At 38.4% G+C, this 25,913-nt stretch carries 11 protein-coding genes; 10 read left to right on the top strand and 1 reads right to left on the bottom strand.

Annotated elements, in window-relative coordinates; all coding sequences use genetic code 11:
- Positions 1-60: 60 nt before the first annotated feature.
- A complete protein-coding gene (locus tag AB432_RS27875; protein ID WP_048035061.1) occupies positions 61-4,566 on the top strand; it encodes an S-layer homology domain-containing protein in 4,506 nt (1,501 codons plus the stop codon).
- A 76-nt stretch (positions 4,567-4,642) separates the two neighbouring features.
- On the opposite strand, the gene AB432_RS27870 is transcribed toward AB432_RS27875, so the two are convergent.
- A complete protein-coding gene (locus tag AB432_RS27870; protein ID WP_048035060.1) occupies positions 4,643-5,302 on the bottom strand; it encodes a YigZ family protein in 660 nt (219 codons plus the stop codon).
- Between the two features lie 272 nt (positions 5,303-5,574).
- Between AB432_RS27870 and AB432_RS27865 the strand changes: the two genes are divergently transcribed.
- The 9 genes from AB432_RS27865 (at position 5,575) to AB432_RS27795 (ending at position 25,345) form a co-directional block, all read left to right on the top strand.
- Positions 5,575-6,783 (top strand): TolC family protein, encoded by a 1,209-nt coding sequence (locus tag AB432_RS27865; protein WP_048035059.1) that lies wholly within the window; start codon positions 5,575-5,577, stop codon positions 6,781-6,783.
- A 447-nt stretch (positions 6,784-7,230) separates the two neighbouring features.
- A complete protein-coding gene (locus tag AB432_RS27860; protein WP_048035058.1) occupies positions 7,231-10,383 on the top strand; it encodes an S-layer homology domain-containing protein in 3,153 nt (1,050 codons plus the stop codon).
- A 120-nt stretch (positions 10,384-10,503) separates the two neighbouring features.
- Positions 10,504-12,798, top strand: coding sequence for a hypothetical protein (locus AB432_RS27855; protein ID WP_048035057.1), 2,295 nt, complete (start codon positions 10,504-10,506; stop codon positions 12,796-12,798).
- A gap of 177 nt (positions 12,799-12,975) precedes the next feature.
- The gene (locus AB432_RS27850) at positions 12,976-13,701 is read left to right on the top strand and encodes a tetratricopeptide repeat protein (RefSeq protein ID WP_048035056.1); all 726 of its coding nucleotides are present in this window, start codon (positions 12,976-12,978) and stop codon (positions 13,699-13,701) included.
- Between the two features lie 32 nt (positions 13,702-13,733).
- Entirely contained in the window at positions 13,734-16,028 is a 2,295-nt protein-coding gene (locus AB432_RS27845) for an O-antigen ligase family protein (protein ID WP_048035055.1), read from the top strand.
- Positions 16,029-16,271: 243 nt separating this feature from the next.
- Positions 16,272-16,691 (top strand): glycosyltransferase family 2 protein, encoded by a 420-nt coding sequence (locus AB432_RS27840; RefSeq protein WP_162630274.1) that lies wholly within the window; start codon positions 16,272-16,274, stop codon positions 16,689-16,691.
- Between the two features lie 2,699 nt (positions 16,692-19,390).
- Positions 19,391-19,543 (top strand): HAD-IA family hydrolase, encoded by a 153-nt coding sequence (locus AB432_RS31580; protein ID WP_113732308.1) that lies wholly within the window; start codon positions 19,391-19,393, stop codon positions 19,541-19,543.
- A 2,691-nt stretch (positions 19,544-22,234) separates the two neighbouring features.
- Complete coding sequence (locus tag AB432_RS27800; RefSeq protein WP_113732291.1) at positions 22,235-24,247, top strand: HAD-IA family hydrolase; 2,013 nt, start codon at positions 22,235-22,237, stop codon at positions 24,245-24,247.
- Positions 24,248-24,298: 51 nt separating this feature from the next.
- Complete coding sequence (locus AB432_RS27795) at positions 24,299-25,345, top strand: polysaccharide pyruvyl transferase family protein (RefSeq protein ID WP_048035049.1); 1,047 nt, start codon at positions 24,299-24,301, stop codon at positions 25,343-25,345.
- Positions 25,346-25,913 lie beyond the last annotated feature (568 nt).

The raw sequence follows: 25,913 nt of genomic DNA, 5'->3' as shown, positions 1-25,913 counted from the left end.
CCCGATCTTTTTTGGAGCGGGACAAATAAGCAATTCAGAATAATATGGAGAGGTGAAAAAATGAACAAGTCCTATCAACAATTCCGTCGCTGGCTGGCGATGTGCCTGACGATGATGATAATTGTTACAGGTGTTTTGCCTGCCGTACCTGCTTTTGCGGCACTTGGTTCCAACTGGAATACTGGGGCTGGTATCAAGACGCCAACAGACTATCTTGCGACTGGTAGCGGTAACGGTTATGCCTACAGTACCCCAATCAAGACCAAATCGAAATTAATATATGGTGTCGAGCTTTTTTACAAAGATACCTCGAAAAATGGTCAAGGCGTTGATGTATCAATTGATGGGGTCCCCCTTGCGAATAACCAACTGTTCGCTAATGACAAAATTATACTGCCGGATTTTCAACTGAACAGCAGTGGGGCAGTGACTAAAGTTACGGTAAGACCAAAAGTAACGCTAGATCCAACAAATGATACAACAGAGATCTACTTCCAGTACACACCAACCCCTTCCCCCTCGGGAACAGGCCCGCTAAAGTTCACGAATTCTGGGCAAGGTGAGCATCAAAGCGATCCAAAAAAGGTAACAAGCCGAACAGTAACGGGCTTGCCATACACCTATAGCATCTCAGCCGCAGTGGATAAAACACAGGCTGTCGAAGTCCAAGTAAACGGAGTGACCGTTCGAACTGTAAATGGAGCAGGAGGCGTATTGCCAGATATTGATTTATCTCCTGGTCTGAATGCTGTTCAGCTTTTTGCACCGAATACAGGTGAGCGTGATGTTATTTATTACGAGTACAACTCGCAGAATAGCCCGATTTCGATTACAAACTTTTCGGGTGGAACGACAGCCTATAACCCAGTGGTTTATGGCGATTCCACAATCACACTGATTGGTACGTATGGCAGTGGTGTAACCGGAAGCAGCTTGCGAATCAAGCTGATTACGAACAATGGCCAGACGGTTCAGGATTTATCGAATACTGCTCCATCGATTAACGGAAGCACTTTTACATTTAGCAATATCAGCCTGAAACCAGGTCTGAATCAAGTCGCCTTCTATGAAAAGGTGGGAAATGTAACAAAAGAGCACTACCAGTTCTTTGTTCAATACAACAACACACCACTCGTTAGTGATTTGAAAGTGAATGATACACCACTGAACGATCCGAATGTCACTTCGAGTCCGACTTATATCACAGTTCCTTCGACTAACCGTCTGAATTTGAACATGGACGGAAAAGCACTCAATGCAGATACAGTTGAAGTGAAAAATCTGCGTACAGGTGATGTAGTCAAAACACAGGTGAACCGCACCGGATCTTTTGGATTGAGTGTACCATCGCAGCTTGGTGAAAATACCCTGGAAATCAGAGTGTTCAACCAAAATAAGGAAGTAGGGACATTCGTCCGCAAGCTGTTGGTTACCACTACATCGTCCGGAAGCTCTGATCAGTTTTACAAAGTAATGCTGGGTGGAGTATCACTACAGCCGAACCAACTATCTACGGTAACAGGTGCAACGTATTCTCCAGCCATGACACTGAATGGTGCGGCACTTTTGAAATTTGTAGATATTGCTGGTGAGCAGCAGTTCCAGGAATTCAAGGTCACGATTTCCGAAGGTGGAAGTAAGAGTGAATACAAGAGTGGAAGTGGATTAACCTTTACACCGATCGGCAATCCGCAAAGCGGCTTTACCGAATATGCGGTAACTGTAGGGGTACCAGCAGGAGTCTTCCAGGATGGAAAAACGTACAAAGTATCGTTGAGCTACCAATACTTGACAAAAGCATCGAACAATACCGTAACTTCTCCATCTGGCTTTATTAATGTTGCGAACTACGAGTACGAGTTCAAGTACTTGGACAGCACGAAGCCGAATATTACAAAAGTGGTTAATTTGGCGAATGCACAAGAGTTGTCTCCAACGGCTGCGAATACGATAGTTACTTCGCCGCTGGAATTGAAGGTCGTCACACAAAATATCTCGAATCCAAACTCTACTGTAAACATTACCTACAACGGACAAACACTGGCGGCAGGGACTGACTATGTTATCCAGGCAGGGTCCGATGGATTTACACTTACGCTGAGAAAGCTGCCACAGGGTCAGGGAAAATTGGTAATTGGATATAATGGCGGTACAGCATCGACATCTGCTGCCTATACACTGGATATTCGTATTACTCCATATGCGCAAATCACCTATGTAGATGCAACAGGACAGGTTCGCAGCTTCGAAGACGGATATCAAGTGAAGAGTGAGAACGATATCCGAAATCTTGACGGGAAAGTGTACAACTACGTATTGAAGTCGGGTAATATTGAGGCGACGTTGAACGGAGCAACTATCAACATTACCGATATCGATACCAACAAGGGCACATTCCTGATTCAAAAAGACCAACTTGGTTATAAAAAGGGTAACAACGTCCTGAAAATCACGTTAAAAGACGATCCAAAAACCGTTTTTACCTACAATGTTTCGTATAACACATCCAAGACGCCATCTGTAGAGGATGTGAAGCTGGAGATCATCTCTAATGGTAAAACCGAAGAGCTGATGAAAAAAGCTGGAGACCCATCCTATAAGACGGGTGCCAACTTCTTGAGCAGCCTGAGCTTTACCGTAAATGATGCGACACATGTATATATCGAAAAGAACGGAAAACGGATCAATGATTTCCGCTACAAGAGTGGGGATTGGGATCAAGACACAACGAATCAGGAATACGTAAAGACTCGTCTGGAAGCAGCTTTGAATAACGATTTGGAAGACCTGTTTGATGAGCACAACATTGATTCACAGTCTCGTTCCCGATTTGGAGGGAAAATGAGCACGAAGAAATATGGCGATCTTGTTGAAGAAGTGCAAGATGCTGTAACTGATGCGAAAGAACAGGAACAAAAATTGGGCCTCTTCCCTCTGACTCTGAAAAAGGGTGGAACAACGGTCTACACAATCGTAGCAGAAGATGACAATGGTACTGTCATTCGCTATGACATCAACATCGATCAGAAATATTCCAGCTGGGAAGTTCTGTCCCCAGTAAAAGCAAAAGAAAACGATCCGTACATCATCGTTAATAGCAACAGTGCAGTTGTAAAAGTGTTTGCGGAAAATGCGGATAAAGTATTGTTCGGCAAAACAGAAGCGAAAGTAACGAATACAACAAACCCTGACTTCTATTACGACGATGACCAAGGAAAAACAATTCCAGAAACCTACTACGTGTTTACATCTACAGTTCCACTTAAAAAAGGTTTAAACACAGTGAAATTCTCGGTTGTAGTAGGCGATAGCACCTATAAAGACGAAATCAAGATTTACAATGCGAGCTCGAATGTAAATGGTGCTGAATATCGTGATGTATTAGGGAAGAAAGTAGCGTTTAGCGTATTTGATAAGCAATTTGATCTGAAGTTCCCGAAAGGAACCGTATTGCTGTCACCAGATGACAGCCGTGCTGGCCAAGAAGTGAAGAATCCAAACGGAGACATTTTTGTCGATGTGCCTCTCTATTTTGGTATGGCAGACCGAACAACAGGACAAGTAACCATTGAAGAAGACAATTTGGAGGACAGGCTGGTACTCGAATCCAACTTTAACTACGCAAGTCCGTTGTACTATGTCGATGCAGGTGACACAGAGGCTCCGGGTGGACGTGATCCATACTACGATGAAGGCGATGCTCAGGACTTTAAGAGCCGTTGGCAGGACAATCTTGTTCCAAGCCTCCGTGGAACACTTACCATCAAATATGATCCATCGATCGTAAATGCTGCGAACAACATCTTGACCATTTACTATCACAATGGTGACGAGTGGAGAAACATTGGTGGTGTAGTGAATACTGGCGCGAAAACCGTACAGGTACCGTTTGCTGGATTTGGTTACTACATGGTCATGAAAACAAGAGAATCCTACGATGATGTCATTACCCATGATTTTGCGCGCGATGCGATTGAGACCTTGTATGCAAAAGGAATCATGCCAGCATACAGCGGAAGCAGTTTTGGTGCAAACCGTGACATGACACGTGGTGAATTTGCAACAATGCTGGTAAAAGCGTTGGCACTGCCAATTAACGCAGGTCCATATAAGGATAGCAATGAGCGTGATCCGTTAGAACCAACCTTCACGGATGTCCGTCCTAATCGCAATACGTGGGATTATGAGTACAAGTACATCGAGACGGCTGCTCGCGCTGGGATTATTCGTGGAAAACAGCCAGGCTACTTCCGTCCAGACGACTCTCTGACGCGTGAAGAAGCAGCAATCATGATTGCGCGTGCACTCAACATGAAATTGGCTACACTCGATGCATCCAAAGTGGCCTTGAATAAAATGTTTACAGATGCGAAAGATGTAAGCTACTATGCAGCTCCATCTGTACTGGCTGTCAGCAAAGGCAAGCTGATGAACGGTGAAGTCGATGACCCATCCGTGAAAAAGCCAACCTACAGCTTCAAGCCAACTCATAATTTGACTCGTGCAGAGATGGCTGTTATCACAGTACGTGTGATGGTCCAACTCAAAAAACTGCCTAAGCAGTAAGCGAATCTATTTCGCTATATATAATAGAAGAAAAGCTGAAGAGGTCATCTGCCTCTTCAGCTTTTTTGTTGAGAAATTACTCTTCTTCCACATCTCCAACCGCGTCCACCGGAACCTCGACATATTCCTTTTCCCCGAGCACGATCTGAGCTTGTCCATTCGTCAAATCAACCATTCGCGCGACGAACTCATCCTGTTCACCCTCAGGAATCAACACATGCGCCGTAACCTTGTCTGTGAAATCCGTACTACTTACGCGATGATCGCCCAGACGCAGCTCGTTTTCCACCTTGCCCCACCACGTGTAGTCGACGCTGACAGAAATGGTTTGATGCAAGGTATGCACCACGATCTTCGCAGCCTTTAGTGCAGTGACCGTTCCCGCTGTATAAGCCCGAACGAGTCCACCTGCCCCTAGCTTGATTCCGCCGAAATAGCGGGTGACGACGACGACCGTATCTTTCACACCGTTTTTCTTGATACACTCGAGAATCGGTTTGCCAGCTGTACCACTGGGCTCCCCGTCATCACTTGAGCGCTGAATCTGATCGTTTTCGCCAATGACAAAAGCGGAACAGTTATGGGTAGCGTCCCAGTGCTTCTTTTTAATCATCGCGATAAACGCTGTCGCTTCTTCCTCCGTTGTAACCCGCTGGGCATATCCGATAAAACGGGAGCGTTCAATAACGATATAGTCCTCACCGTAGCCAGCGATCGTTTTGTATTGGGTAAGCATCGTACAATCACCTCAAGAAAAGGATAGCATGCAAAAGAAATGTTGGCGAACACTGAAATGTTTTTGACACATAATCGTAGTACTCTATGTAGTGCTTGTGGAATAAAAAAGGAAAGGGAGGAGCTATCGATGATTCCCTTATGAAAATGCTGGTATGGCATAATTTTGCGTGTGAGAAGTATAACTCTGTGATATAGTGATCTTGGGACAAACCACATATTTAATGTGGTTAATAATTTTATACTTAACATAAAATAAAGGAGTGGAATTCAGTGAATTTTCCATATTCGAAAAAGAAATGGATGTCCATCAGTTTGGCGGCAGTATTAACAACAGCACTTGGCGCAGGAAGCTTGACGGCATCTGCGAATACAGGCTCCGATCAAACAAAGGCACCTACAACTGTACAAGCATCAAATGATAAAACAGCAGCACAAACCGGTACAGAAAGCCAGTCTACTCCTGAGGCAGCTACAAGTGATGAGCTGACTTTGGAAAAAGCTGTTGAACAGTCTCTGAAGACAAATGCTAAGCTGAATGAGACACGTCTGGATGCCAAAAATGCAGACATTAATCAGTCACTTACTTATGTGAGTAACTCTGAAATGCCAAGTAGTACAATAGAGACGCTAGAAGATGCACAACGCAAATTTGTAACAAACGAGAATGGGAAAGTGAACAAAAAGCTCAATGCACTGTACGTAAAATCAGCTGAAGCAAAAACAAAGCTAGGGGCACAAGATGTCTATTACAAGCTGATTTTTGCTCAAGATGATTTAAACTTGAAGAAACAAAGCTTGGCGCGTTCAGAAGCACAGTTGAAGGTAGCAAAGGCTGCATTCGATGTGGGGACGAATGCAAAAACAGATGTTTTGGAAGCAGAGATGGGAGTAGCAGCGGCAAAAGCACAATTGAAGTCTGCGGAAAACGCTGTAGAAATTGCCCTCATGAATCTGAATGACTTCCTCGGAGTAGATTTAAATAAAGAATGGAAGCTCGTCACATCGAATAAGCAAACGGCTCCTATTAAGCTGACGCTCGAACAAGCGAAGCAGCAGGCACTCACCAACCGGGTAGAAATTACGAGAGCAGAAGAAGAGCTCAAGCTGGCTGAACTGAACGTGAAGCTGATCGATGAGTATTTGGCTGTATCTACTCTTCAAGGTCAGCAGGCACGCAACAATGTGGAAAAAGCTAAGCTTTCCATCGATGAACAAAAGCGTGTTGTTACTAAAGATGTAACAGAAGCATATCTCAACCTGAATGCGGCAAGAGAAGCGATTGAGTTCCGCAAGTCTGCAAAGGACTCTGCTGCGGAGAGCTATCGCCTGAAAAATCTGCGCTTTGAAAATGGCCTCGCAACTACTTTGGAGGTTATCCAGTCCGAAGAAGCATTGTCTACCAGTGAGAACGAGTACCAAAAAGCTGTTTTGACATACAATCTGGCTGTTGTAGCTTTTGAAACAGCACTGGGTAACTAACTGGAAACAAGATTTGCAAGCTTTTGAATCAAATTGGAAAAAGGTTCAGTCGTGACAGCCTGCCATATGTCCCCTATAATACGGATTGTGGCGGATGTCACTTCGTACATAACTGACAGGTGAATAACGAACCACGAAAAAAACTTTAATTTTTTTTCGAAGGCGCCGCAACTTTTGATTCGCTCAGGCGTTTAATAGGATGTCACACGAAAAACGGGGAATTGTGTAAAAAAGATTCACGAATTCTAGCAGTTGTGTTACACTAGTGATTGTTGCATTTTACACAATACTGAATATACTAGAGATTTTTAACACAAAAAGCGAGGCTTTCCTGCGAAAGGAGGTGACACGCGCTTGCAGGATTCGGGCTTTAAAAAGAAAGATAGATTAACAACAAATATTCCCCAAGAACAATTTGTTTATACTAGAGGAGGAGAACACAAGGTTATGAAAAAGGTCGTTAACAGTGTATTGGCTAGTGCACTCGCACTTACTGTTGCTCCAATGGCTTTCGCAGCAGAAGAAGCAGCAACAACTACAGCTCCTAAAATGGACGCTGAAATGGAAAAAACCGTAAAACGTCTGGAAGCTCTTGGCCTGGTAGCAGGTTATGGCAACGGCGATTACGGTGTAGACAAAACTATCACTCGTGCAGAGTTCGCTACTCTGATCGTTCGCGCTCGCGGACTGGAGCAAGGTGCGAAATTGGCACAATTCAGCAATACTTATACTGATGTTAGATCTACTGATTGGTTTGCTGGTTTCGTAAACGTAGCTTCCAACGAAGAAATCGTAAAAGGTTTCCCGGACAAATCTTTCAAACCACAAAACCAAGTTACTTATGCAGAAGCGGTTACTATGATCGTTCGTGCACTGGGTTATGAGCCATCCGTTAAGGGTGTATGGCCTAACAGCATGATCTCCAAAGCTTCTGAGCTGAACATTGCTAAGAGCATCACTACTCCTAACAATGCAGCAACTCGTGGCGACATCTTCAAAATGCTCGACAACGCTCTTCGTGTAGACCTGATGGAGCAAAAAGAATTCGGGACTGACGTTCGTTATGAAATCACGAATGAAAACCTCCTGACTAAATACCTGAAAGTTACTGTTCGTGACATGGAGTGGGCTCAAGAAGCTGGTCGCGATGGCGATGACTTGCCATTGGTAACAAACGTACCTGCTATCGGTCTGGGCAAAATCAAAGCTAACGAAGTTACTTTGAATGGTAAAGACGCTGGTATCGGCAACACTACTTACAAAGTAGCTGACGGTATCAACTCTAACGAATTCGCTGGTCAACACGTACAAGTGTGGATCAAAGACGACCGTGAAGACGTAATCGTTTGGATGGAAGGTTCCACAGACGAAGAAGTTATCATGGACCGTGTGAGCGAATGGGAACTGAAAGGCAAATCTTTCACAGATGCTAAAGATCTGAGCAGCTCCGATCTGAAAGATCTGAAACTGGTTCTGGATGCTAGCGAGAAATCCTACCGTCTGAACAAAGACACTGTTGTTACTTACAACTTCAAACGTTACTCTGATGCAGTTGACGGCTTGAAAGAAATCATCAAAGATGGCGATGGCTTCACTTTTGGTGTGAAAGTTGTTCTGGATGACAACAACGAAATTGCTTACATGCACGTAATCGACGATCAAACTATGAACCAAACTGACGAAGGTCGTAAATATGGTTCTGAAGTGATCAGCAAAGTCGATGTTGAAAAGAAAAAGATCACGAACATTGACAACGACAAGTTCAATGAGCTGGAAAACAAAGACGAAGGTAAAGACTTCCTCGTGTTCCTCAATGGTAAACCAGCTAAATTCAGCGATCTGAAAGAAAACATGGTTTACAGTGTTTACTATCCAGAAGGTGACGAAGACAAGTTCCTGATCTTCGCTACTGACACAATTGTAGAAGGTAAAGTAGACAAAGTTGTTATGCGTAACAGCAATGACTACCGTCTGACTGTTGGAGACAAAACATACCGTATCTACAAAGGTGCTACTTACTCCGATAACGGAAACAAAGACGTTGAAGATACTGATGGATCCAACTGGGATCTGATCAAAGATCTTGACGGCGAAACAGTAAAACTGTACCTGGATGCTTCTGGTCGTGTTCGTCACGTAACTACTAAGGATCCAATCGACGATCGCAAACAAAAAGCAATCGTTACTCGTGCAGCTTACCTGGACTATGGTAAAGACAAATGGCAATTCACTGTATTGACTCAAAAAGGCAAAAAAGTGAATGTTGAGTTGGAAGCTGAAGACATCTATGATGTAAACGGCAAAAACTTCGACAAAAACGGTAACGAGAGCGAACTGGAAGACCTTCTCCAACCTAAGAAAGACGACAGCAACGTTCTGCTGGAAGTTGAACTTGACAAAGAAGGTAAAGCAGAAAAAGTTCGTATCCTGAAAACCGATCTGATTCGTTCTTCTGGAGCAGAGTGGGACAAAATTGCTGACGAAGACGACGAAATGGTTGACGACTACGAAGTAACTGATGATACTGCTATCTTCAACATGACTGGTGAGATCAAAGACGCTAACAAACGTCCTGAACTGAAAAACGCTAAAGCTGCGAAGTTCAAAGACATTGCAGACGAAGACGATCTGACTGTATACTACACAGTTGACCAAGATAAAGATGAAGTTGAAGCAATCTTCGTAGTTGAAGGCGACGGTTTGGGTGGCGATGCCCAATACGGTATGGTTTGGGATTACGGAAGATCCGGTGGAGATGACACTATCCAAGTTCTCACTAAAACCGGTGACAAAGTAGAACTGAAAACTTACCCATTGGACAAAGATTCCGAAGATCTGAAAGACGATCGTGGTATCAAACGCGGCGACTTCATCGCATTCCAATTGGATACTAACGATGAAGTAGTTGTGGACGATGTTGTTGAAGTAGTTAACAACAACCTCGAAGATTCCGACGAGAAAATGCTCGCTAAGATTGCTGACGAAGACGAGTGGAAAGATGCTAGCATCGACAAAATCAAAGTGGGTCTGGTATCCAACGTAGATGGCAACACCATCACTGTTAAAGATGCTGATGACAAAAAATCCACTATCAACACTAAATCTTCCACTGCATTCCTGGAGATCTTCGATGATCTGGAAGGCGTTGACGGCGTAAGCAAAGGCGACTACATCGTTGCTATCGATAGCTCCGACGTTTCCGGTAACAAATACGACTACGTATTGATCATCTCCGACGAAGATGAAGTAGATAAACAAGGTTGGGAAGATGAAGCAGAAGCGTTCCTGAGACAAACACCTGGCGATGGTGGCGAAATCCCAGGTAAATGGGATGCTATTGCTGACAACGCAACTGGTAAACAGTTCGCTATCGGTCCAGTAAACTCTTACTCTGTAACTGTAGAAATCAAATCCGGTAAAGAATCCGAGATTGATAAAGCAGTTATCAAAGTTGGTGGCGAAACCTTCACTGGTAAAGTAAGCAACGGAGAAATCGTATTCGAATTCTCTACTGACAAAACAGATGCTACTTCCGGTGTAATCACTGTAACAAGTGAAAAAGGCGAAACTGACAAAGCAAACGTAACTTTCAAAAAATAATTTTGTGAGTTAAAACCTTTTACGTGAGTCGAACAGCGGAGGGAGTTACCTCTCTCCGCTGTTCATTACATACTCACTCACAAAAATAGACTTCCTATCAAACTTACGGAGGGGTAGTACGTGAATAAAAAAGTAGCTCTTTCCATCCTTTCTGCTACAGTAGTTGCTAGCATGGCTTCTTCCGCTTTTGCAGCACCAAAATCTGGTGTTTACCTGGGTGGAGATGTAGACAGATATTATGAATTGCGTGACCTGTTCAACCTGACAGATGCAGGTAAAACAAAATTTGCAGCTGACATGGGAGTAACTTCTTTCGACAAACTGATCTACGTTGACTTCGACGGTAAAGGTGCAAGCCTCCGCGAAATCATGAACGGTGAGTTCAGCAAAGTTAAGAGAGACCTGAAAAAATCCGATTTCGAAGGCGTTTATACGAAATCTAACCTCGATGGTACTAACGGTGCAACTTACGATCCTCGTAACGATGCAATCGATGGTCCAACTGGCGATCTGAAAGTTGATTCCGTAGCTGCTGTAAGTGGTAGCCAAATCAAGATCAATTTCAGCATTCCAGTAAGCAATGCTGGCGGCGAATTGTTTAATGCTCAAAGTAAAGCTCTTAACACTAATAATGTGAAAGTAGCTCCATTGGGTAGCGCTGCTGCAATTGGAAATCTGACTGCATCTTTGAGTGAAGATGGTAAAACTCTTACTATCACAAACGATGTTGCATTCAACGGTGACTACTCCGTTTATGTTAAGAAAGATTCCATCATCAGCAAAGACGATGTAAACAAAAAAGTTGCTGAATTCCTTGGTAACGTAAAAATTACAGACTCTACTGCTCCTACTTACACTGGAGTAACTTATGATGGATCTACTGCTATCGTGAAGTTCAGCGAACCACTGAAATCTGTGGGAACTGTGACACTTGATGGTAAAACATTGACCGAGTCCGACTACAAACTTTCCGGTGACACACTTGAAGTTAGTGGTTTGACTGCTGGTAAAGCTAGCACTTTGGTTATTGTAGGTGCTACTGACAATGCAGGTAACATCATCGCTCCAAACCCAACAACAGTTACATTGACTGCACCAGTTGATACTGTGAAGCCTACAGTAGCTGTTTCTGCGAAAAACACTACACTGACTTTCAAGTTCAGCGAAGCACTCAAACTTGTTGATGCTAACAACGACAATAACACTGTTGAATTTGCAAAAGTTTCCATCGGTGGTAGCACTGTTTATCTGACTGCCAATGATCAAGATCAAACTGACAAAACAAAATTCACATTGGATGCTTCCAATTATGTGACAGGTAGCTTCCTGAATGCTACAGTTAAAGTTGAAGCATTTACTGACAAGTCTGGCTTGGTAGGAGATGCTTTCACAACTTCTGTAATGCTCACTAAAGATAACACTGCACCAGCACTTGTGTCTGCTTCTTCTAAAGATGATAAACTGATTGTGAAGTTTGATGAGGATGTTGATGCAAACAACCTCACTAACGTTGCAATTAAGTACACAGACAAAGATAATGTTGTAACTAACATCTCAGCTGCAGCATTGGGTCAAGTTGCTAGCCATTATGATGCTAACAACAACGGAGCAATCGATGGTGAAGATGAGAATTACTTGGTACTCCCAGTTACTGAACAAAACCTGCTTGAAAATGCTAAGCTGAAACCAGGTAAATATGAAGTAACAATCGCTGCAGGCAAAGTACAAGATAAAGTATCTAACGCAACTACTGCTGATACTAAATTTACTTTGACTGTAACTGGTTCTTCCGAATCTTCTGCTGTTGTTGAAGTAGTGGATGCAGATACTAAACAAGTAGCACCAGGCAAATTGTTGGTTAAATTCAACAAACAAATGGCTTCTTCTGCTCTGGTTGCAGGCAACTATTCCTTGGATGGAGTTGCACTGAACCCAAGCACTTCTAACCTGTACTTCGATAGCTCTAAAGACAAAGTGGTTATCGAGTTGCCAGAAGGCTTCATTAGTGCTTCCGGTAACCGCCTGTTGAAAGTTGCTAACGTTGTAGACGTTGATGGTAACACTTTGAAAGCTGGCGAAGATACTGACGTAGTAGACTTGGATGAGAACGTGAAACCAGTAGCTTCTTCTGTAGCGTTGGTTGATTCCTCCAACTTCGTAATCAACTTCTCAGAAGAAATCGGTACATTGCCACAAGCTGTTACAGGTGTAACTGTTAAAGTTAACGGAGCAACTGCAAAACTTGCAGATACTACACCATTTACACTGGGCTCTGACAACAAGTCTGTAACTGTTGCAGTTTACAATGCAAACTCCTTGACTGTGAACGATCAAATCACTGTTACTTTCCAAGGTGCTAACATTGTAGATAAGAAAAACAATGCAGTTAAAGACGGTTCTGTAAGCAACCGCTAATATTGTATTGTGTGAAAAGAACCCCTTTTAGGGGTTCTTTTTTTGTATACTTAATAGTAATTGCCTATTAGTTTTACATCGAATAGTAATATCATGTTATTAGCACAAAGTTTGTGATAAAATGTATAGTGCATTTACTTTTTATACATAATGCACTTTCAAGTGGAGGAATTTTGAGTGATATCAAAAAAAATCGTGTATTCAATAGTTTGTATTACTTCGTTAATTGTTATTTCTGGGTGTAATGATAAAAATCAAGCTTCAACTGAACAGACTCCGTCTCAAAATGTAAAACCATCTTCAGAAAAGGTTGTGCAAGAGGCAAAGAAAGAAAGTGAACTAACAACAAAATATGAGCAGGGAGTAAATTTATATAATCAAGGCAAACTCGATGAGGCATTAGCGATATTTAAGGAATGTCTTGCGAAAGACTCAACAAATGGAAGCTATGAATACTATATAGGGAACATTCTACGTAAAAATAACGACTTTCAAAATGCTTTAGTGAACTACAAAAATGCGATTGAGAAGTCTCCTGACTTAATAGAAGCATACAATAATAGTGCTGCTATTCAAATGGCCACTCAAAGTTTTGACGAAGCACTAGAAACTGTTAACAAGGGACTAATTCAAAAACCAGATTTTGCTGATTTACAATTTAAGAAAGCACAAATTCTTTATGTAAAGCAGCAATTTAAAGAGTCAATAGCACTATTAGCACCATTAGCAGAAGACCCTGCTTATTTTGAGGCAAGTCGTTTTTTGGGATTGAGTTATATTAACTTAAATGATAAAACGAAGGCATTAGAGCATTTTAATATCTATCTAAAGCAAGCTCCTGAAGGTATACCTTTTAAAGAGACAGTAAAACAAATGGTAGCTGAATTGGAGAAAAGTAAGTAACATAATGATTTTATCAGAGTCCGGAGGTTACAATGGGACGAGTAATAAGCCTAATAAGTGTAATCGCTATTTCTTTACTTTTTATCTACACTCCGTATCTACGGGGTTTATTTTTTGATAGTGATTTTTATTTGATCGAAGGAATATTGGCAGTGTTATTCCTTATCAATGTAGTTGGACAAATAGGTAAGAATCCACGGCAGGCCATTCTGCCATATTTAATTGTGTTTTTTATACCATTGACGCATCTATTATCATTGACCAATGCAGCCACAACAAGTGGAGCTTTTGACAACCTCTTTCGTTGGTTGGCCTATACATCTATGTTTGTCATGCTAGTATGGGCAAAACAAGCAGATGAATCAACGAGGCTAGAACAAGTATATTCAACTGTGTTTCAATTGACGGGAATCTGGGTTTCTTTCTTTGCTGTTTTTGGTATGTGGGGATTTGTTGAATTTAAGGACCTTATGCTTGCTGAACGTTTAACAGGCACTTTCCAATATGCCAATACTTTCGCCACGGTTATATGTGCTTTCTGGTTGTATGCACTGGTAGTTTTGACGAAGAAGAATCTTCCTATCTGGTCTACCATACTGTTTAGCTTACCTTTGGTTGCATACGGCGTAGGCTTATTACATTCTTACTCTCGTGGATCTCTACTTGTTTTTCCGTTGGCATGGTTTATCGGACTTTTGTTACTGAAAGGCAAGGGACAGATTACATACATAATATACTCAGCCCTTTCAGGTGCTGCTTCATTCATTGTATTTCGACAAATTACTACGCAGGCGGAGCAGGGCTCAGCAAATCCGGGCATGCTTTCTTTCTTTGTTTCTACTTTTGTGGTGCTAATGTTGGTTATTTTAATCAGAGCAGTATTGGATAGAAAATCGTTTTTCACTAGCTTTGGAGATAAAAAGTTTGCAAGGTTCCTTTTGCCAGGTGCCGTCATTATTATAGGAGTATTATTGGTATTAGATATTAAGAGCGGTGGCCTGGTATATCAGCAATTGCCAAGCAGTTTACAGGAACGGGTAACGGATATTAATAGGGAAACTGCCAGCTTGTTGGGGAGAACGAATGTATATCAAGATGCATTCAAGCTCAGTAGCGAGGCACCTCTATTAGGAGTTGGTGGTGAGGGATGGAAGATCCTCTATTCTAAGCATCAAGAGCTGCCGTACTTCAATAATGAGATTCACAATGGTTATCTGGAAGTCTTGTTAAATACCGGATGGTTAGGATTAATCCTCTTTTTGTTGGTCTTTGCATTCTTGGTTTATCAAATTGCTCTACGGATTTATAAAGAAAAAGAGCAAGAAGAGCAAATACGAACAATAGCTGTATTCCCGGCCTTAGCAATGATCTTCATGCATGGCTTCATAGATTTTGACTTCTCTTATGGGACTGTATGGTTTGTTGCTTTTTGGTTGTTTGCGATGGGGGTACCAGCTTTTACAGTGAATGTCGATAATATAGTGAAGCTAGTCCCAGGCGCAATAGGAGTCAGAGTCATTTTATCTTTATCTGCTGTTTTTGTGCTTGTCTTCGGTGTTTATTCTTTCCGATTCTATTTAGCAGAGCAGGCTCTTCCTAAAGCAGAAGAACAAATATCGATAGATGAGGCTCAACAAATGCTAGAGAGAGCAGTCTCACTTAACCCTTATCAAGTTGATTATCAAGTTAATTTGGCGAATGTGTATGCTGCTAAATATAAGAATGAAGAAAAAGAAGAGTGGAAAACAAAAGCAATTCAGAGACTTCAAGCTGCAGAAGCGCTGGAGCCTAATAATTCAAAGGTGCTGTCCAACATAGGGAATGGTTATTTAGCATTGAATGACTGGGAGAAGGCTCTAGTGTACTTTGACATTGCGATGGAAAATGATCCATTTAATGTACAGCTTATTGAGAGCACTATGAGAGTCGAAGCACAACTTGCAGCGCAATTTGCAGTGTTGAAGGAAAAAGAAACCGCAATTATGTTGGCAACGAAGGCGATTAGTCATTATGAAGAATATCATGTAAGAATTGAGCCATTTAAACCTAAAAATATTCCAGATAAGAGACCCCTCGAATTGGTGAACAACAGCTACTTTTTTATAGGGCAAGCATACATAATGCTCGGGCAATATGAAAACGGGGTTGAATTACTTGAAAGAGTAAATGATCCAAAAGTTATTGTTGATGCAAAAGCATTGCTTGTTGTAGCCTATGAAGAAATGGGATGGGTAGACCAGGCGGGATCAATTACGAAGTCGCTTATAACGCAATATACTGACTTTGCACAAAGGGTTGTAAAGTATAGGGGAATTATTGTGCAGTGAACATTTTGGGCCTTCAACGTAAGTGGGTTGGAGGCCTTTATATTTAGTGGTTTATTAAAATGAATCTCAGAAAATATGTGAGTGATTGAAACGTGCTATAGTTCTTGTAATTTTCTATCATATGTTAATTAATGGTCAAAATGAGTTTAGCTAAAGTTATGTGATATAATGACAGCATTCGGTAGTAAAGAAAAACTAAGCGAATAAAGTTCACTATCATTAGCTAGTGTGGGGATGTTTTCGATGGATATTTCGATTGTAATTCCAAACTACAATGGAGCAAATTACATATTAGATAGTATTGCAAGTATATATGATCAAATAGAGAATAAAAAAGAAATTATCGTAATTGATAACAATTCCCAAGATAAAAGTGTTGTATTAATTAAAGAAAAATATCCGGATATTTCATTAATCATAAATGATAGGAATCTTGGTTTTGCTAGCGCAGTTAATCAAGGCATTAAGTATTCATGCTCAGAGTACATTATACTATTAAATAATGATGCATTTGCCCAACAAAATTTTGTGAGACACTTATTTAATTGCATTGATGCTGATAGAGGAATCTTTTCCGTTGCCTCTCAAATGTTATCATATTCAAATCCGAGCATCATTGATAACGCCGGTGATCAATTGTCTCTGATGGGATGGGCATTTTAAAACAGGCGATGGGGGACTCAAGTAACTTATAATGAAAAAGATAGAATAATTTTTAGTTCTTGCGCTGGTGCGGCTATATATTAGAAGAGAAATATTGGACAGGATAAGTTACTTTGACGATATGTTTTTTGCATAATTTAGAAGATGTTGATTTAGGGTTTAGAGCAAACATTATTTGGATATAAAAATGTTTATTGTCCCAAAGCAAAAGTTCCTCCATATTTGGTAGTGCTACATCTGGAAATAATAGACACCAATTCTTTTTAAAGTAAGATTGTCAGCAAGAAATAACGCCATACTTAGTGCTTAAAAATATTCCTATAGCCATGTTAATTCTTAATGCTCCATTTCTCATTGTTGGCTTCTTAATAAAGGCATTATATTTAGAAGACTTGGGTTGTGAGCTATTTACATCGAAGGTTTAATCGAAGCTTTTAAAACAATTAAATCTATTAAAAGAATTTAAATATAAAAAGGAAAACACGATGAATTACATAAGGATTGAATACATGATGACGAAATCCACGATATATTTTTTAAAAGAGACCTTATTAAGATTTTTGAAGAATGAGCGGAACTGTTTCAAGTTTTCAGGTTAACAGCTTCTAAAAATGAAGTATGATTCTTGGAGGAGTAACTGTGGTGATGTCACATTTCCAGAACTTATTAAAGTATAAAGATTTATTTATTGAATTGGTGAGAAGACATAAAGTTAAAATATAGAAATTCAATTTTTGGGGTTCTTTGGAGTATGTTGAACCCGTTACTAATGATGATTGTCTTAAGTGTCGTATTTATGGCATTGTTTTGAAAATGATATTCCTAATTTCCCGGTCTATGTGCTGATTGGAAGGATTCTCTATCAATTTTTTTCTGAAGCAACCAACTATGCTATGGATTCGATCATTGCTAACGGACAATTAATTAGAAAGTGTACGTTCCAAAGTACTTTTTTCCACTTTCTAGAGTATGTTCATCTTTCATCACTACAGTGATCTCCTTTGTACCAGTAGTGATAATGCATGCTCGTCCAGGTATGGAATTTCGTTGGATCAATTTGTTGTTTGTAGTTCCTTTGATTTATTTATTAATTATATCATCTGGTATTGGTTTGCTCTTGGCCCTTCAATTAATGTGTTTTTTAGGGATATGAATCATTTTACTCAATTGTATTGTTGGTTTTAATGGTATTTGACACCAATTTTCTATCCAGCATCTATTATTCCAGAAGAGTTTATGCCAATAATTATGTTGAATCCATTGTATCCGGTCGTCGAAATGTTTTCGTGATGTCCGTGATCGAAGGAATTTATTCCAGATATAACGACACATTTGATCTCGATTTCGTATGTAATTATATATGGAGTGATTGGCTTTCTAGTGTTTTATAAGACGCAGGACAGATTCATTTATTATTTGTTAAAGTCGAGGTACAATTACTGATGAGCGACATAGTGATTCAACTTTCCAAGTGTGACAATGAAATACAGAATTGCTACAGAAAAGATTGATTCTCTAAAGCACTTTTTAATCAAGAAGCTAAATAGGGAAATTCAATATGCAGATTTCTTTGCTTTTGAATGAAGTTAGCTTTACTGTTCAAAAGGGAGAAGTTCTGGGATTATTGGGATGAACGGTGCGGGGAAAGAGTACACTTCTTAAGATCATAGCAGGGGTTTTAAAACCTACTTCCGTACTATAAAGAGAAGTGGAAGCATTAAGCTCCCTTAATCGAACTAGAGCTGGCTTAACGACGATTTGACTGGTGCTGAAAATATAAACTTAAAATGGATTGTTGCTGGGTATTCAAAGAAATTTATTAAAAGAAAAGTTTGATGAAATTGTTGAATTCTCGAATTGGAAAGGTTTCTTCATACTCCTTTGAAAAACTATTCCTCAGGAATGAAAGCAAGGCTTGTTTTGCCATAGCAACAGTCGTTCAACCGGAAATTTTAATAGTCGATGAAGTACTGGCCGTCGGTGACTTCAAATTTAAGGAGAAGTCTTGAGAAGAAGATTCGGTCAATGATGCAAGATGGAACAACAGTGTTGTTCTTTCTCATTCATTGGGACAAGTAGAGACTATTTGCAATAAAGTTCTTTGGTTGGAACAGGGAAGGGTAAAACAGGTAGGGGGCTACTGAAAGAGATAATTAAAAAAACTTTAAAGCCTAAACAATCAGTAGTGGGAGTGAGCTAAAATCAGTATGAAAGGAGATAATTGTGAAGAGTGATACTAATAAAGAATTTCTTGAATGTGCACATTTAGTTAATAAAACATAAGGTTGATTTCCTTGGATATTTGATGATTAACAAGCTCTCCTTAGAAATGGTGCTCTACCCTACTGATATTTTTGAAATTGTCTCTCGGAGCTTGAAGAAAATGATATATTTCTAAAAGATTTTTAAAAAATTGAGAATTTCCGCAGAAGAAAAAGCAAGGAAGTTTTCTCAATGTAACATGTAACGCTAGAGGGATATATATCAATGATATCAGGTAATTTAGGAGAGCAGCTAACGCCAAACTATAAAAAATATAGAACTATCTATAGAACGAGAATTTACAGTAAGTAATCCATTTATAAAAGAAGTTTTATAATTATGCTAAAGCAAACAATAAAGAGATCATATTTATATCAGATATGTATCTCCCCTAAAGAGTTTATATCCAATCTTTTGATTAGAAATGGGTTTGATCAATTGAAGATATTTTCATATCGGGATCCATCGGGAGTTCAAAAGCTTCTACAAATTTATACTATCATGTTAGAAAAGAGATGAATATAAACAGCTCATGGTTACATATCGGTGATAACATGACATCCGATTATGAAAATGCTCTCAACATGTAATTTGAGTGCATATTATTATAAGGGATATAAGAACAAGAGCTGGAATTAAAAAGTTTAATTCTAATGTAGAATTATCAATACATGAAAGCTATTCAAATTAACTATTGTGAATCATGGAGTGAATTTAACCCTATTGGCAACGATTTCGGTGTTAATACAGTTTCTTTCTCTTTTTTTTTGGTTTTAACACTATGGGTTAATAAATCAGCGTAAAGGGGAAGGGACAATGTTCACTTTTTATCAAGAGATGGTTACTTGCCATATAAATTATTTTTCTAAAAATGTCGGACTATTATTGAAGGGCTCCAAAAGCTAATTATCTATACGCTTCCAGAAGGGCATATCAAATACCGAACATACTTATATGGGAACAAAGTGATGCTTTAGAACTATTAACTGCGTATAATCCTAGTCTTGGCCAAAAGATTACTATGGAGAAATCTTTGATAATATTTGTTTAAATATGGGGAAAAAATATGATCAAGTGATTAGAAATTTTGGGATTTTATGACTTTAATGATGGAAATTAAAACTGAAAATGATAGAGCAGAGCTAAAGAAGTTTTGGAAATCGGATTTATACAGGATGTCACAATTGTTTTACAACGGGGAGAGGAAATCGTTACGTAGAAAAGTATTCTTAGCCAAAATGGGCGTATATGAGGTGTCAATGAACTCCATGTCGTCGATGGTAGGGTGGAGAGTTCTACACAAAAAGCTATTAAAGACATCACAGGTATCGTAACTGACGGGTACTATTTGGGTACAACCCCAAATGTATATGATGACATTTTAGATCATGTACACGGTTATGCATTTAATTTAGGGAATCACATATAAACGCAGAAAAGATTATGGAATAATTAATGATGTATGGAATTGGTATTTTCCGCACCTCATGGGTCATTAATTGGTTTTTAGAGAAGGAAAATGAAATAATATACCCGGTGTTAAAAGAAGTTGAAAAACAACAGCTTTCCTTTACGAATGGCCTTTCAGATGTTCATTCAAGTGTAATAGCGAAGCGTAAGACAAGTATATTACCCTATTATAAGTATCTTAAGGATATCAATATTAAAGATTGTTTAGATGGGGTATTTTGAATTTATTGAAAGCAAAAAGATATGAGGATCTTATTGAATTTACCAAATTGTCGAGTGTAGTAGCATCTTGGAAACTCTCAAGGATCTTCAGAAATATGTTACTTGTACTTCCATTCAAGAATACTATAAAAACAAAAGAAAAATTGAACAAGATATTAACAAGAAATTTATGGAAGAATACGCTTATCATTCAAGGAAAGCTTATCAGAAACTAAAAAGAAAGGATCGCTCCAAAAAGGCTACAATAATGTTAGGGGGTTAGCTGGATTACTAAAGAAAAGATTAGTAAAGCTATTAAAAATCCTAGAAAGGCTGTCAAAATTCATTGAGAGAAGAATTAAGTATCTTATGAAATAGAATTAAGGCATCGATGCTTTCGTAATTGATCATTATTTCCTTCACATAAGAGGGTGCTGACGATGAATAAAGAATCAAACCTGACGAAAACTAAGCCATTAATTATCTGGTGTGTAATTCCTGTTTATTAATACTGAAAAATTCCTCCCCAAATGTCTCGATAGTATTATTAATCAGACATACACTCAATTAGAAATTAATTATTGTAAACGACTGTTCACCTGGTGATACGGAAAAAAATAGTGATGAATATTTGCTAAGAGATTCCAGGGGTTAAATATATTGAACATGATAAAAACAAGGTCTTTTCCATGCAAGGTTACAGGTTCTGAAATTGCAACTGGCGAATATATAGCTTTTGTTGATAAGCGATGATTATATTTTCAATTGATTATTACAGACTACTGATTGATAAAGGTATTAAGGAAGATGCTGATATTGTAGAAGGGAGAATTATTAGGGAAGACGAAAATGGATATAGATTTATCCAAAATTTCAACAATATACTTCTTGATAAACTTACTGGAGACGTATATTAAGGATCAGTTTCTTTTCTCAGGGAGGGCCTTATTTTTATCACTTTGGCATGTGATGATCTGGAATTTAAATATATTAGATATGGATTTATTGGAAATGTATCGTCTACCATATTTTAAGAACCAAGTTAAAATTTAATTATGACAGAAAGATCTAATTTTTCTTCGTTATTATTTGTGAGGCTAAAAAATATGCTCAATTAAGTATGATGGATATTTTTATTAGTATAAGAGGCAGAAGCATCTACTGGAACCGATATAGATCTAAATAAAATTTCTTGATAAACTTCAGTGATATGGGAACATGCTCTTCAACTTTGTAGAATCGTTACCTAGGAGGGCCCGCGAGAGCAAATTAGAGAAATAATCGGAGAAAATCTTTCTTAATTGGAAAAAGAGCATACTTTAGGCTTTGGAATGAGTCGCTTAGAGTCTACTGAAATGAAACCATCCGCCTAAAGAACAGGCTATATTGGAATTAAAAAAAGCCCTTAATACTACATGAAAATGAGCTTGCCATTTACCAGCAAGAACTAATTAGCATGCAGACTGTTAACATACTCCATGGGAACATAGATATGAAGCAATAAAGAAGTTAATTGTAAGATGCCTTAAAAATAGAATATGTAAGTTTCGATATCTTTGACACGTTAGTTGTTCGTCCGTTTTTTTGACCAAGAATTTGTTGTTAATTCGTTGGATAATTATTTTCACCAAATTTACCCTCATAACAATTTAGTAGAATTCTCAACGTTAAGATTACAAGCTGAAGACAGGACAAGACAGTTAATTAGATTAAATAATCCTTCATGGCAAGATGTAAATCTGAATGAAATATATGAATATATTAGATCAGAGTATAATTTTCCATTAGATATTGTTGATAAGCTCAAAGCTAAAGAGATTGAGTTGGAAATACAATATACAATGAGAAGAGAAAGTGTATATGAATTGTATCAAATGGCTAAAGAACGTAATAAAAAGATAATATTTGTTTCAGATATGTATCTTCCAGGGACTGTTATTAAAGATATCGTTGAAAAAGCAGGATATTGTGATTATGAAAAAATATATGTCTCCTCTGAAGCACGATTACTGAAATATACTGGGGATATGTTTAAATACGTTACAATTGATCTAGAGATAAATCCAAATAGTATTTTGCATATAGGTGACAACTGGGAATCGGATAAGGTGATGGCCGAAAAAGCTGGTTGGAATGCATTTTTTATCGCTAAAACACTAGATCTATTACTGAATAATTTAGCTGATAAAGAGTCCGGAAATAGTGTTAAGTATTTTAATGAATTTAGACAAGAACAATGGACAAGTTATGAGCATAATGAATATTTGGGTACTAGGTGCATGCTTGCAACAGTAGCAAATAAATTATTTGATAATCCATATATTTCCTTTAACCCAGACTCAGATTTTAATGTGGATCCGTATTTTGTGGGATATTACGCATTAGGAATGCATACAGTTGGACTCTGTAAATGGATTGTTGAAGATGCAGTGCGCAAGAATTATAATACAATTCATTTTTTAGCTAGAGACGGATACTTGCCTCATAAAGTTTACGATGTGATTTCTAAATATTATTCAAATGCACCAGAATCAAATTATTTATACGTTTCGAGAAGGTCTATGTTACCATATTTGCTTTCTTCGCATAATAAATATGGCTTGTCTTCGTTTGTTTCTATTTATTCGCATACACCTCGCAGTATTTTGGGATTATTTAGTGGTGTTCTAAAAAATGATTTAAAGTTGGAAAATTTTGAGGAAAAGGGAGTAATATTATCAAAGAATTTCTCCTCTGAATTTGAATTCAAAAAATACTTAGATGTACTCATAAAGGACGGAATTGATTGGGAAAAGACAAAAAAGTACAATTCAAATATTAAAGAATACCTGAGCAGTGTAATTAAATCTAATGATGCAACATTTGATTTAGGATATTCAGCTAGATTACAAACCATGATGGTAAATATCCTTGGGTACCCTTGTAATACCTATTTTGTACATACGAGTAAGGAATTGTCGAAGATATATTCTAGAAGAAATGATTTTGAAGTGAAATCATTTTTTGAATTAAAGCCGTCTGTTAGTGGAATTTTAAGAGAGCATTTGTTTGCAGAATTAGGACCCTCGTGTATTGGTTATGAAGAAAAAAGTAACAATTTAATAGAGCCAGTATTTGAAGACTATTATACGAATCACATCAATCAACTAATGATTAAAACGTTGCAAAATGCTGCAATAGATTTTGCAACTGATTTTATGGGTTGTTTTAAAGACCACTTGTCATTAATTAATATTAAAAATCATGAAGTATCTTTGCCTCTCGAAATGTATATTCATAGTTCAAAGCAGAGTGACCGTTTACTGTTCATGCACTCATATTCTGATGATACTGTACACAGTGGGAAAGATAAAAATAGTGTATTAAATTGGTGGAATGCAGAGACAAATAAGTTAAGAATACAACATTTAATACCAGAGATGAGTGAGGATCATCAAGCCCCACCTTTTTACTTTCTTCAATATCATAGTCGGATATTAAGAATTATATTTTTTACGTTATTCGATCGCGATACTTTAAAGAATAAGGTGAAAAGTAGATATCTAGGAAAGCCATTAAGCTATAAGGTATTATCTACGTCTTATCGTATGCTACGGGGATTCAAACGGATGATTTTTAAGTAGAAATTGGTAAAAAGAAAGTTTTAATCTTCGGATTGTCAATAGGAGGATACTGTGAATAGAGTTGCTATATTAACAGAGTGTAAACCGTACAATCCAAACAGGACATTTACTGAACAATTAAATTCAGTAGGAGGAAATACAGGGAATAATGCATATATTACTGCCTTGATGGATATTTTTTCAGCTGCACGTGTGGATTACGAACTATTGGATAAAACACTAGAAGATGATGAATATGATGTTTATATAGTCGGGAACCTTTCTTGGATAGTTGAGGATACTCCTTTACCTGATTTTTACTATGATGCTTTTCGTAAAATCACGAATAAAGGAAAGAAATTTGTTCCAATTAGTGTTGGAACTCAAGTGTTTGATTATAAGGCTGATTTTAAATATGATCCAACAACTCTGTCTTTTCTTAAAGAGATTTCGGAGCAAGCTGTAATTGCTTGTAGGGGCGAGTATACGGCTGAGTTGCTTAGTAAAAATGGTGTAAAAAATGTTGAAGTGATCGGCTGTCCCTCATTATTTCATACCAAAGATCCAAATTTTAAACTGTCTAAGCGTAATTACTTACGTAAAAATCCCAGGATTGCTACTGGGATAACACCATGGCCAAACGAAAAAATGTCAACAAGCTTAGTGAAAGAATACTTGGGATATGCAATAAGAAATAAAATAGATTTTATTGAGCAGGCAGACAATAGTTGGATTGAGTTCTTATCAGAGACTGACAAAAGTTTCAAAGGATTATTCCATACTTATTTTAAACAGTTCGGCAAAATGTTCTTTGATATAGAAGAATGGCGAGTGTATTCCAGAGAGCTTGACTTTTCATTTAGTGGTCGATTCCATGGAAATGTTATCCCACTTTTAGAAGGGGTTCCATCATTATTTATTTCAATCGATGCAAGAACAAAAGAGATGTGTGAGTATTTTAAGTTCCCCACTATAGATATTCAAGAATTTTGTTTTGATAAAACGCTAGAGGAATTATATGAAATGGCTGATTACACAGAGTTTAACAAATCTTATAGTGGTGCGTTTATAAAATTTGAGAATTATGTTGAAAAAAATAATCTCAAGATTGTAAAGTAATTTCAACGGATAATGCGAATAGGGGCGTTTTGGTAATTTGATAGCTGCCGGAGTGAAGATGCTATATATCGCATTTCGAAAAATGAGATAGGGTACGATTATCTCAAGACCCTAAAAATTCCAAAGAAATGAGTTTCGATTTTTTTAGATAGTACAAGATAAGAGTTCTATATAAGGTAATTTTATAAGGGAATCGTGTTCGGTGAGATGAGAGCCAATGGGTGCTCCAGTACCGACCACGGTTCTTTTATCTTTAATGTACTTATGATATTGCGGAATAATCGGGTAAAATCCAAAAAGGGCGAGTATCACAAGTTTGAACATGGAAACAAATTGTTTAGCTAGTTAAAACAATCATAATGATTACTGCTAGAGAATAGGTAAGGTAATTCTTAAGTTAAAGCTGGATACTGCTGTTCCGATGGGTATATTTAAGTTTACTAACTCAAAAAGGATGTTGGGTACATTATTGATGGTCTGTTATTGAAAAATAAAGTAACTAGGTGAGGAATATATTAGGATACGAAAAATATAAAACTTGGCCTAATGTACCCAACTGTTTTTGTCC

It is taken from the genome of Brevibacillus brevis, from assembly GCF_001039275.2.
GTDB classification, from domain to species: domain Bacteria; phylum Bacillota; class Bacilli; order Brevibacillales; family Brevibacillaceae; genus Brevibacillus; species Brevibacillus brevis_C.
Note: the sequence above shows the minus strand (reverse complement) of the source record. Positions and strands in the feature narration are given on the sequence as shown.